Source organism: Streptomyces sp. NPDC001002, assembly GCF_053599215.1.
This window is the reverse complement of the sequence record NZ_JBSFLV010000098.1, coordinates 1-12,066: the sequence shown is the minus strand read 5'-3', so window position 1 is coordinate 12,066 and position 12,066 is coordinate 1. Positions and strand designations below refer to the sequence as shown.

Annotated in this window: 5 protein-coding genes, 1 tRNA gene and 1 pseudogene; 2 read left to right on the top strand and 5 right to left on the bottom strand. The window is 64.6% G+C overall.

Annotated elements, in window-relative coordinates; translation table 11 throughout:
* Positions 1–3: 3 nt before the first annotated feature.
* Complete coding sequence (locus ACWDR3_RS33685) at positions 4–2,457, bottom strand: DUF7800 domain-containing protein (RefSeq protein ID WP_450356344.1); 2,454 nt, start codon at positions 2,455–2,457, stop codon at positions 4–6.
* A 303-nt stretch (positions 2,458–2,760) separates the two neighbouring features.
* Entirely contained in the window at positions 2,761–3,696 is a 936-nt protein-coding gene (locus ACWDR3_RS33680; protein WP_450356343.1) for a hypothetical protein, read from the bottom strand.
* A 222-nt stretch (positions 3,697–3,918) separates the two neighbouring features.
* Between ACWDR3_RS33680 and ACWDR3_RS33675 the strand changes: the two are divergent.
* Together ACWDR3_RS33675 and ACWDR3_RS33670 are read left to right on the top strand one after the other, a co-directional pair.
* Positions 3,919–4,678, top strand: a pseudogene (locus ACWDR3_RS33675) (transposase family protein).
* A gap of 376 nt (positions 4,679–5,054) precedes the next feature.
* Positions 5,055–5,136 (top strand) — tRNA-Arg (locus ACWDR3_RS33670).
* 329 nt (positions 5,137–5,465) lie between these two features.
* Here the strand turns inward: ACWDR3_RS33670 and ACWDR3_RS33665 are convergent.
* From ACWDR3_RS33665 to ACWDR3_RS33655, 3 genes are all read right to left on the bottom strand, one after another.
* Positions 5,466–8,030 carry a tetratricopeptide repeat protein gene (locus ACWDR3_RS33665; protein WP_450356342.1) on the bottom strand — a complete coding sequence of 855 codons (2,565 nt, stop codon included), beginning with the start codon at positions 8,028–8,030 and terminating at the stop codon, positions 5,466–5,468.
* A gap of 297 nt (positions 8,031–8,327) precedes the next feature.
* Entirely contained in the window at positions 8,328–8,657 is a 330-nt protein-coding gene (locus ACWDR3_RS33660; protein WP_450356341.1) for a trypco2 family protein, read from the bottom strand.
* A 529-nt stretch (positions 8,658–9,186) separates the two neighbouring features.
* Positions 9,187–11,781 (bottom strand): tetratricopeptide repeat protein, encoded by a 2,595-nt coding sequence (locus ACWDR3_RS33655; protein ID WP_450356340.1) that lies wholly within the window; start codon positions 11,779–11,781, stop codon positions 9,187–9,189.
* Positions 11,782–12,066: the final 285 nt, after the last annotated feature.

Genomic DNA, 12,066 nt, shown 5'->3' with positions numbered 1-12,066 from the left:
CCCTCAGACGATCGTGGTGATGGTGGGCAACGGGTCGGCCGTCGGCGCCAGGCTGATGGCGTGGGCTGTGTACGCCTGCGGGTCCAGCGGTTTGATCCCGGCTGGGTGCACGTACATCAGCGAGTGGTTGACCGCAGCGGCCGCGGCGTCAAAGGTGACGAGCCCGAACTGCGAGGCGAACACCGCGGCCCGGGCAATCTTGGTTTTGAGCTGCTGCTCGGCCCGTTGGAGCACGGCGACGTAGCCAGCCGTGGCGCCAGCGGGCGTCGGGACGAGATCCGGGGTGACCGGGGCGCTGTGACCCTCGGGCGGGCGCGAGGGGTCGGTGGGCAGAGCGGGCTCGTCGGTGCGCTCATCCGTCACCAGACGCACCCGCCAGGCCCATTTCGCCGGTACGTCGAGCTGGGTGCCGGCCGGCCAGTTGTCGGCCGGGATCACCGTGGGTACGCGTCGCAGCAGCGCGCGGCGGGCACGTGGCACGAGCCCGCCGACCACGTGCAGCCTACCCTCGAGGTCGATCGGCGAATCCCAGCCCAGGCGCTGGGCCGGGTAGTTCGCAGCCTGCAACAGGCGCTGCACCTTTGTTGTCTCCAGTGCGGGCTTGGCCCTCGCCTCCCACGTGTTTTTCAGCGCGCTGGAGGTGAGCTGCACGATGCGGGTCGCGCTCGGCCGGTCGAGCCGCCAGTAGTCCATCTCGACCGAGGACGCGAAGTGCACGTCGCCGGAAAGCAGCACGACCTTGTCGAACTCGGAGCAGCGGGCCAGGAACGACTCGAACCGCGCAGGGTCGAGCGCCCAGGCCTCGAGGTCGAAGTCGAGGTACCCGCTTACGGCGGGCTGCCGACCTTTGACCAGGCCGTACTTGAAGTCGGACGTCGCCCGGGCCATAAGAGGCTGGAAAAGGTCTTCAATCAGGGCGAGGCCGAGCACCGGAGCGGGCGACACGACGATAAGCGCGCCACCGCCCACGGGCACCGGCAGCGACGCTGGGAACTGGAGGTCGAGAGCTGACTGCGACAGCAGTCCGGGCGGCTCGAACCGTCCGGCGTAGTTGCGGCGGGTCCGGGTGTCGAGCACCACGGTGGTCGTCGGACCGGTGGGCACGGTGTAGTGCCAGGCGATCGTGGGAGCGGCTCCGTCGAGCCCGAAGATCTGGTCCAACTGGTTGGCCACCGCCACCGCCGGGGTGCCACCGGCGAACAACAACTCTGCCAGGCTCACAACACGTGCTTCGTCGGTGGGCCCGGTGAAACGCGCCGGATCGTTGCCCCACCCTTGAAACAGCGTGTAACTCAGCAGGCCGTTGCGGATGATCGTGGCACCGAGAGGGGTCGACAGAACCCGGTCGCGCCACTCCTGTGCGAGGTACCAATCGTCGGTGATCTCGTGGTCGTCGAAAATCATGTAGGTGGGCACGTTCGCCAGGGCCCGGCGCACCTGCGGCAGGCCCTTACGGAACACCTCGACGTCTTTGGTCTGTTCTTCGATGTAGGCCTCGCGCAGAACATCGCGCGCCTTGGCCAGCGCCTCATTGTCGACCTTCTCGTAGAGCGATTTCAGATGAGCTGGCAGCGCTTTCACCGCCGTCGCCGTGTCCTGCTCGGTGCCGAGCACCTCATCGGCCGTACGCATCACGCTCCATAGGACGTTCGACCAGGCGAACAGATACATCGCGCAGAACTCGGCGAACGAGAGCAGGTGGCTCGACGCCTCGTTGCTGCTGAAGTGGGCGACCTGCCGGGTCACCTCCTGGCGCCATCCCGTGCGTAGGTCCTCCGGCGTGGCCTCGATGTCGGTACCGGTCCCGAACGGCAACTTCTCGACCACCCCGAGGAGCGTGTTGCCGGCCACGGTGAGCTGCGGCAGCAGCCCGGCGGGCACGTCATCGGCGTAGATCTGGTCGCCGGTGAGGAATAACTGGTGGGGTCGGCCGAGCGCATTCTCGTGGGTACGAGCGATCAACAGGTCGAGCGCTGCCAGCCCGTCGGCCCCGAACCCGTGGGGCTTGCGGCAGGAGCCGTGCGTAAGGTGAAGGTTCTCGATCTCGAGCGGCGGCAGGGCGAATCCGGGGAGTCGGCCCGGCACGTAGCCCATTGCCAGATGCGTGGGCTCGACCAGCGAGTCTTCCAGCAGCGTGAGTGTGCCGAGGTCCTCGGCACCGTTGAAGACCACGTTGTAGGCGTAGTTCACACCGGGAACGAGAGGCGTGGCCGTCAGATCAAGGGTCACCAGCGCGAGATGCAGCTTGGGCCCGAGTCTGATGGTCGGGGCGCTGCCTCGGTGCGCAGCGGTGCCGTTGCCGAAGAACCCCGCCGTGGTGGCCGTCGCGCCCTCCCAGACACCGACCTCGACCGTGCTCGCCACGGAGGTCGCCACCCAGACCGAGACCGAGGTCGGTTCCACACGCCGGAGGATCGGCCCGGCCAACAGCGTGGGCAGATGATTGAAATCGGGCATCTTCGCCTCCCTCCTGCGAACTCAAATCCAGAGGTCACAAGAAGCACATTGCTGCTGGTCTCAGTACGCACCCCTGGTGCCCCGTCCCGGCTACACCAGATTCCGGCCTCCCGGACCCTGAACCAGCGCTGAATCCGGGAGCTCTTCATCACGGAGGGCCGGGTGTAGATGAACGGCCCGAAGGACGTGCCACGCCAGCCAATCAGTACCCCTAAGAGGGCAAGGGCTGCTACTGCGCCAAAAACGCCACCGATTGGAGTGGCCACAAGGTTCATCTCTGCGACGCGAAGCATCCCGCACCCGCTAGTTCAGTAACCGGTACGATCCGAGCGTGCTGACGTCACCGTAGCCTCGCCTCCCCTCCGTATCACTACTCGTCCACTGGTCCTCCCCGTCGCCTTCGTAGCCGTACAAGCGGCCCAATTCCACTACGGCCGAGAGATGTTGAACCGCCGTGCCTGTACGGAGAGAGTGATTCCCAATGCGGTCTGTCAAGCCGCGAGAGCATACAGTGCCGATTTCAGGCAACTCCAGTGAGGCAGGCCAACGTTGAAGCCCCCACGCAATCAGGATCCAGATCCAGCAGCAACCGCAGAACCACGTCAGGATGCAGCCGATAATGGCAATGACGCTAAGACCAATAGCCACGCCCAGGCAGATCCATTGATTGATGCTGAGTGGTGAGGCCGGCTGGCGGCCCATCTCAGGGTTGTCGCGCTCCTCTAGAGCGCGTGAGAGGCGCTCTCGCAACAGCCTGGCTATCCCATTGAGGTCACCGCCGGCCACGCGCTCGATGCTCTCGTCCAACAACGCGACGGCCTCACGGGCGTCGGCACCCGACACCCCATCTCGCTCATAGATCGCTTGGCACAGCGCTTGGCGAAAATCCTCCGCGGCCGTGGCACCATCATTCTCGTTCCAGGTGGCCCGTGCACGTTCCACGATTTCGGCCCAGTCGCCCCGCGCCATGCGCTCGTCAAGCAGGTTCAGCGCCGCGCGCAGCTCACGCTGGGCCATCCGGTTCGACCGCTCGGCGCCTCCACGGTGCATGGCCACCACCTCGCCGCCGAGACCCAGCGCTGCTGCGCGGTCAGCCTTATCGAGATGACGGGCGGCGTCGAATCCAGGTTGCGCACTGCGCTCGGCCTGCTCAAAGAACCTGCGTAAGTCAAGCTCTTCGAATATGCCTGCAACCCGATCCCGTTCAGCATCCGCCGACCCGCCGCAGCTACAACTCATGATCCCCCCTGACGTCTTGGACTCGGAACTACCTATTCCGGGACACTCTCGCCATTTCCAATATAAGTAGTACTTGCGAGTGTCCGAGTCAACCGTGGTCCTGCTGCACCGGGCGCGACCGCTCCGGCGGTTCGAAGCACGTCCACGGCACCGCCGGCGAGTCCGAGTACCGCACGATCTAAAGCGTGCTGAAGAAGGCTGTGATCAGGGCATTTCCATTGTATGGCTGGGGTTTCGTGGGCTGATCTGTTGTGGGTGGGGACGTTCACGGGGCTGCAGGTGACGCAGTTTGCACGGCTACTGAAGGCGGTGCGCGAGCGGGGCGGTAACGGCACCATGCTGGGCCGGCCGTGGAGTCTGCCGCTGGCCGAGCGGGTGCTGATCGTCGCGGTGTACTACCGGACGAACCTGACCATGCGGCAGTTGGGACCGTTGTTCGGGGTCTCCTCCTCCACCGTGTGCCGGGTGATCCAACGGCTCGGGCCGCTGCTCGCACTGGAGCCCGTCCGATGCCGCGGACCGGTTGTGGATCGTGGACGGCACCCTGGTCCCGGTCCGCGACCGGCATGTGGGTGCGTCCAGCCGCAACTACCGCTTCTCCGCGAACGTGCAGGTCGTCGTGGATGCAGAGACCCGACTCGTGATTGCGGTAGCTCGTCCGGTGCCGGGCACCACTGCGGACGCTCATGCCTGGCGTGCCTCGGGTCTGGCCGAGCACTGCCAGGACGTGACCGTCCTCGGTGACGGCGCATACCTCAACTGCGGGATGGTCACCCCGCACCGCAAACACCCCCGCCGGCCTCTGCTCCCGGGCGAGGAGGACGACAACGCCGCCCACCGCAAGGTCCGGGCCCGGGTGGAGCATGTGATCGGCCGGATGAAGCACTACAAGATTCTCCGTGACTGCCGACAGCGAGGCGAGGGCCTCCATCACGCGGTCCAGGCCGTCGCCCACATGCACAACCTCGCCCTCGCATCATGACCAGAAGAATGCGATCACACACCCTGACCTGCCCGAACACGGCCTTGTGCAACACCCTTTAGAGGCCGCCCCATCAAGGACGACGGCAATCCGCTCCACCCGCACCGAGCACCCCAGCCGCCGCGTACAACAACCACCGCGTCGAACTCGACACCACAACAGCCCGCATAGACAAAGAGGCCGGGGTCAGCCTGTTCCGCACTGCCAACCTGGCACCAGGACACGCCAAAGAACCGCATTCTTACAGGTCAGACCGGTGATGCCACCTACCACTGGCCCCTACCTATGACGGGATCAACACCCCGCAAACACAAAGACTTCACTCCCCGCACAGGCTCCGCGTAACACAGGGGCGTGCCTCCACGAGCGATTTTCCGCAGCTCAGCGCTCATCAAGCACAGCCAGAGCAGGCGCCTTCTAAGCGCTTGCCGCAGGATCGAGTCCTGCTGAGGGCGCCAGAACGTCGCCTGCGCCAGCCGGGCGCCCCGAGCGGTTCCGCTCGGCCTGCCGCAGGCGCTAGGTAAACGCCTGGTCAGAGCATCCGGGTTGATGCACCGCAGATGTGCGTCGAGGGATTCAGCAGTTGGCCGTCCTGATCGCCGTCGCCCAGCAGGCGGCGCCCGGCCATCGTCATGAGCGGTTTCGACCGCCGCGGACTCCGGGCGGCCAAGTCACTTCAGCCATCGATCTGCGACAAGCTGGCTGCCATACCCGGAGTCCTCGAGGCTCACCGATCCTACGAATGACCGGCGTGGACCCGCCCTAGAGCCGTAGGACCAGCCAGGTTCTAGTTCAGTGGTCGCCGAACCTGCTGCCGGATATCGGCGGCCTCAGCGGCTGCGATGGTGCTTTCCGTCGTCCGCCCGACGTCGGACAGTCGCTCGGCCAAGACATTCAGACTCTCGGCAAGATCGGGCAGGAAAGCACCTGGGTTTCTCCCTGCGAGACTTCGGAATAGGTCTGTGGCCTCCGAGGCCGCCTCGACGGCGTCCTCGAACCGCCCGAGCAAGCCCAGGTGGATCGAGAGGTTGCCGAGGGTGAGGGCTAGATCGGGCAGAAACGTGTCCCGTTGGTGGTCACTTAGCTTGCGCCGGATCGCGAGCGCCTCGGTGATGGCGGCCATGCCTTCCTCTGATCGACCGAGGACGCCTAGCTGGACGGACAGCGTGTTCAAGCTGTCTGCGAGTTCGGGTTGGAAAGTGTCTGGGTCCTGCTCAACCAGCCTGCGCCTGATCTCGACGGCCTCGCGGACCGCTATCAACGCGTCCTCCGGCCGGTTCATCTCCCCCAGATGGACGGCGAGGTTGTTGAGACCCCGGGCGAGATCTCGCCGGTAGATGTCAGGGTCCAGGTTAGCCAGTCGCCGGTAAATACTGATGGACTCGGTCACCGATGCCAGACTCTCGTCCATTCGATTGGTCCCGGCAAGGTGCAGAGCCAATGTGTCCAGGCTATTGGCGAGGTCGGGGAAGAACTCGTCCGAACGTTGCTCGGCCAACCGTCGGTAGAGCTCAGTTGCCTCGCTGGCCGCGGCCAGCCCTTCGTCGTACCGGCCCAGTGACGCCAGGTCGACCGAGAGGTTATGGAGGCTCCACGCGAGGTCGCCCACGCTCGGATCGGCCCTGTAGCGGGAGACCACAGCCTGCCCTATGGAGATCGCCGACTCACTCCAGACCTGGCTTCCTTGGGGCAAAGCTCGCCACACCCGTTCCAGTTCCGCGGTGTTGATGCTCGCGTCGCTTGCGACCTGATCAACCGCGCGCACCAGCGGCTCCGGCATTTCAACTCGAGCGGCTACCTCTACCGCAGGCACTAGCAACACTGCAGCAGACTGCACGCACCACTCAGTGACGACATTCGAAATCTGATCGCCGAACACGGCGTGCGCTGAGGCTCGCACGCATATCGTCAGGAGCCGAACTGCCTGTGTCTGGTCAAGTTGCGGAATCAGCGCATCCACTACACAGTCCGGGTCGCGATTTACGATCAGCCGGCCGATCAACCGTTCCGCCAGACGATCCGGCTGTAATCCCTCGAACACCCCACTGGCCGCAGGGTATAGCTGCGTCAGCCACGACCGCACAGCGCGTTGCCGGTCACGTGGCTGATCGGCAACCCCTGGAACGTATCTCACGACGGTATCCAGCTCGCTCAAGGCGACCGGGCTGAGCAGCAACCCGGCGGCGATCACGTCTGTCAACGTGGCGACCCCGAGGGCCGGCAGCAGGCCATGCGACTCGGCGGCAGCCTTCCAGTAGCCTCGTTCATGATCCAGAATCCGATCTTCCGGACCACGGGCTGGGGTGCCCTGCGACGGATGTATGGCGTCGAGTAAATCGGCCAACGCGCTCATGTGCACTGCGAGAACAGTCCGGTCGCGATCAATGGGCAGCGGGTGGTGCGACCTGCCTTCCCAGGATTCCAGAGGTAGGCCCATCAGGTTGGCCAACGCCGTGCCGAATGCCTCAAGCGCCGCTTGATACATTGCGGTTTGGCCTGGCCCGGTCTCGTCCAGTACTGGCACCGGCTCGACGTGAGCGGTGTCGAGCGCATCGCGTATGACGTCCCCCTCGGCCGCGAGCTCGTCCCACCAGGCGCCCGCAGTCCGGGCTAGCAGCAGTACTTTCGCGGGCGAGCTGTGCCGCCGGGTTGCCAGGATCTCCAGCAGCGTTGCGGCCTGCTGGCCGCGAGTCTCCGCGTAGTCCACGATGACCAGGACCGGCACAACAGTCTCGCGCAGCACCCGAAGTTCATCGGCGCCGCGGTCAGGGTCAAGCCATACGACCGCCCAGCCCATCTCGGCAAGCTGCTCGCCTAACTGATGACCTAACCGAGTCTTGCCCTGACCGCCGGGGCCGTGCAGCAGCCACACCATGTGTGGAGACGTTGCGGCCCATTCATGAAGTTTTGTGAGCATCGAATCACGGCCGCGGAACGGCACAACTGCCCGCCTGGCTGGCAAAAGACCGGCGGGCGAATTGACTTTGACTCCGCTGTGGACGCGCGACTGAGCGTCCCCCAGCCCGCGTAGTTCTATTGCCTCGCAATGCCCTCCGGCCAAGGCGGCGAACTCAGGATCGCGCAGCAGGACATACGCTGGAACGGCTTCCAGGACGGCATGTTGCTGCCCGGCTGGATCCATCCCGATCACGCCTGCTAGTAGATCGCCGCAGAACATGGCGGCGCCGGAGAAACCGCTCCATGGTGACGAACCTTCAGGGCGGGCGGCGGGCGGAAAGTTGTCCAGGTTCATCACGTACCGGTCGCCGACCATCCGGTCGCCAGGGTTCAGCGTCCCGGACTGCTGGGACACTTCTACTGCCTCGCCTTCGCGTTGCACGAGATTGGGCACACCCCAGCACTGACACGGAAGTCCCGGCCGGTACGTGACCGTGCGTCCCCACAGCAATGGACCGCCAGGTATTGGCGTCCACAGTGGATCATCGATTCGGACGAGGGCGGCGTCGTCTCGCCCGCCCGGCGTCCCGGACCACACGACGTGACCCGTGTATGTGCCGGACCGGCCTGGTCTGAACACAGGCACAGCATGAGAGTCAGTGACGTGCGCGGAGGTCAACACCAACCGTGGGCCAATCAGGTATCCAGACCCGGACCCGACCGCAGCGACGCGATCCCATTCCACGCTGGCCTACCGGCCAATGTGCCCAGTGAGGTCGCCCGGCTCAGCGGGCCGGTCGTGATCGCCCGCCACCAGCAGGTCGCCGCCGCCCGCCTGCCGTGGGATCAACTGAACGCTCACCCGGTGCTTACGAGTGCGCGACGCGCCCGCCTCGGCATCCGCGGACACCACCCACGCCTTGAACCCGGCTTTGGCTTTGGCGTCCGTCTTGAGTTCCACGTTGAACTCCAGCTCGATCGATCCGACCAGGAACTCCACCCCGGCGCCGGTGGCCCGGCTTGCGGCTACCAATAGTTCGTCCCGGATCGCCGCGACGGAGTCGGCCAGTTCGATATCCATGCTCGGATCGTCGCATGCCCGGACCCAAAGGATGTCTGAGAAGTCCCGGTCGGTGCAAGGTTCTTAAGACGCCATAGCTCTTCGGGCGTGATCGGTGTGCTTCCGCTGGGCGGGGATAGCAGTGGTGATTCCCTAGGAGTCGTGGTCTGTCGGGTCGTCGCTCCCCGAGAGGCCACGAGTGTCGTCCGTCAATGGACTGGCGGTACTCAAGGGCTTCGGGTCGCCAGGCGTCCTGATCCCCCGGCGGCTGTGTAGTGAGCTCCTCGAACCAGTTCACGAACCGGTCGCCGAGCGCGTCGAGGTCGTCGCCCAGGCCGGGTGGCCTCCGCGACGAAGGCTCACCCGAGCAGTTCGATGGCAACAACTGCAAGCGGATCCGGAAAGGTTGCTTCCCTGTCTGTGAGGAGCGACCTTGGCGCCAAGGCGGTCCTCGCCCTCCGCGCCGCCATCGGGAACGGCGACTCCCCGCAGTACTGGATGTTTCGCACACAGCAGGAACACGCGCCTGGAGCCCGGCCCACGAGCCCACTCAAGAAGAGCCGCGCTCTAGGTCACTTGCCTCTTGTCGCAGCTGGGCAACCCACTCGTTGGTCCCATCAATCGCAAGGGCCTGGTCGAAGTAGGCAACGGCTTCTGCGTGGTTTCCCAAGCGCAGTTGAACCTCACCTTGTCCTGCGATGGCCCAGTCCAGGGACGGGACGAGATCTACAGCATGATCGAAGTCGGCTTGGGCTTCCCGAAGGGAGCTCATCGCCAGGAGGATCCGACCACGCCTCCCGAGGTATTCGGCGTTGTCTGGATGCTTGCGCACGAGTCGGTCGAAGTCTGCCAGTGCGTCAGCGTAGCGTCGGCGCTTTCGATGTGTCCGTGCACGCAGGAGAAGAACCCAGTCGAGTGCGGAGTCGAGGCTGAGTGCGCGGTCGAAGTCCGTGACAGCACCCTGGAAATCCTCTCGGTTCAAGCGCACTCGCCCTCGGCTCGCGATGGCCCAGGCATAGTCCGGATCGAGGTCAATGGCATGGTCGAAGTCCGCCAGCGCAGCACTGTGGCGGCCCATGAGGCGGTAGGTCTCACCGCGTCCGGCGATGGCCCACGCATAACCGGGATCAATGCTGAGGGCCCGGTTGAAGTCAGCCAGGGCGTCGTCGTAGCGGACCAGCTCTCGGTAGAGGATGCCACGGCTGCTGATGGCCCAAGCCAAGTCCGGATCCAGTTCCACAGCCTGGTTGAGGTCGCGCAGCGCGTGGCTGTGCTGCTTCATGAGGCGGTAGGTCTCGCCACGCACGGCAAGCGTCCAGGAGAGTTTCGGGTTCAGAGCGAGTGCCTCGTTGAAGTCCGCGATAGCCGCTTCGAATCGGCGCATCAGTTGGTACGTGCCGGCTCGGGCCACGAGTGCGGCCGTGCGAGCAGTCTGTTCCAGGTCGCCTCGCCTGATGAGCAGGGTCAGGTATTCCGCACCGTGGCTTCCTGATTCCGCGAGCGCGGCCTGCAACTGCTGCCCCCACTCCTGGCCTTTCGCGAAGTCGGCGTCGGCGCCAGCCTGTTCAATCATCTCCGCCCATAGCTGAGCCGTGGTGTCTCCTGCTCGAATGGCGTGTACAGCCAGGCCCAGAGCCCGCGGCAGGGTCACGCTCGGATCCGCGCAGAGACAGTGATACACCTCTTCGATCAGATGCCGGCCGCAGACAGTGTCGGTCCAGGCAGCTTGTTCGGTCAGTCCCAAGTCTTCGCGGGTCTCTCGGTGCCAGGCAGCCAGAGCTCGGTGCCGTGTGCGCCAATCCTGTGGGGACTCACGACGTAGAACTCGCAGCATGGAGGTGCGCACGATGGCATGAAAGACGAAGCGTCCTGAGTCGTCGGTGACGAAAGGCTGTTGTCCCAGCCAGTCGTAACTGCCCTCAACGTCGGTTTCGCCAGTGATGACCCGTAGGGCGTCCATGTCGAGGCTGCGGGGCAAGGCCGCCGCCTTGGCCAGAGCGCGTCGGTCGGGGTCTTGTTCCCACTTCAGGAAGCGGTCGACCGCACTGCCGGTGGGGTCGCCGATGTCTCGGAGGTTCAGCGGCTTGTTCTGGGCCAGCATGGCAAGGAGCAGCGGCAGTCTGCCCGTTAACGCGATGATCACGGAGAGGAGCGATTCGTCATCCACGCCGCTGCGCACCAGGAGTTGGCGTGCTTCGGTCTCCGTGAAGGGGACAAGGGAGAATTCCTCGATGAGGTCCAGGTAGGGGGACCAGCGAGCCAGATCGAGGGAGTGTTGGCCGGCGATCGTGACTGTCAAGGCGCTGGTCAGGTCCCCGTATTTGCCGTCGAAGAGATCGAGGAGCCAGTTTTCCACGAGGTTGCGGCTCTGTTCGTAGGAGTCGAAGAACAGGGCCAGTTGTCGATCCTGGGCGACTTCGGCGAGGCCTTGGACGAAGAGAGGTGAAAGCTCGTCCACGGGCGACATCAGCAGACGTACGTCGTTGCTGCGCATCCTTTTACTCAGGTATTTGCGGATTCGTTCTGCTTGTTCAGCGAGGGCGGCCGGATCGACCTGCTGAATGAATCCTCCAGCAATCGGGATGCCTTTGGCTGCCCCCAGACCGATACCTACGGCAGTCCGGGTGAGGAACGTCGGGGCACCTTCAGGTGCCTGCGGATCGCTCTCGAGTTCATTGCGGCGCTCCTCGTAATACGCGTGGCGCTTCTCGAACACCCTCAGGGGACTGTTGACGTGCGCGAGTTCGGCGGCGATACGGCCCATCACAGCGAGGATGTCGCGCGAGGTCTCGTCGACTCGAGCAGTGGCCAGTCCTTCCGTATCCGCGAGCCTGCGCAGATGGCGTACCAGGTAGGTCTTTCCCACACCTGCGTCGCCGTGAATGCTGAAGACGAAGCGTCGTTCAGGATGGTCCGGAGGAAGCTCGAGGTTGCGACGGAACTGAGCGGTCTGCGCCTGCCGTCCGACGAACCGGGCATGTTCACGGGTGCGGGCTATGTGCTGCAGGGATGGAACCGACCGTGCCACCTCGAACCCCCTCTGTACTGAAATGTCCAGCGTAGAGGCGCGGAGTAGGCAGGTCACCACTCGGTGCGCCGCCAATTGCTTCTGAGCACGGGAGAGTTCGTGCAGATCATTGCCCATTACGGCTGCCCCACAACGACCGCGGGCACCACCATCCAACTCGTCCCGCCCACCGCCTGGTCGCCTCAACGCTGCAGGTGAGCGCGATTCAGGCTCGAACGAGATACAGCGCACTCCAGCCCCGCCTCGGCTACCGGCTCCTTCACGCCAACGCCCTTGGTGGAGTGGGGTCTGTCCGTGATGTCACGCCACGGACAGACCCCCGGGGGTTTGAGTGGGGCAGAACGAAATAAAGGAAAATCGTAGGGTATTGTAATAGTTGTTTTTAGTAAGTTTATTTTAAGT

Coding starts and splice junctions, on each gene's coding strand:
- ACWDR3_RS33685 (WP_450356344.1), bottom strand. CDS start 2,457: ATGCCCGATTTCAATCATCTGCCCACGCTGTTGGCCGGGCCGATCCTC.
- ACWDR3_RS33660 (WP_450356341.1), bottom strand. CDS start 8,657: ATGGATATCGAACTGGCCGACTCCGTCGCGGCGATCCGGGACGAACTA.
- ACWDR3_RS33655 (WP_450356340.1), bottom strand. CDS start 11,781: ATGGGCAATGATCTGCACGAACTCTCCCGTGCTCAGAAGCAATTGGCG.
- ACWDR3_RS33680 (WP_450356343.1), bottom strand. CDS start 3,696: ATGAGTTGTAGCTGCGGCGGGTCGGCGGATGCTGAACGGGATCGGGTT.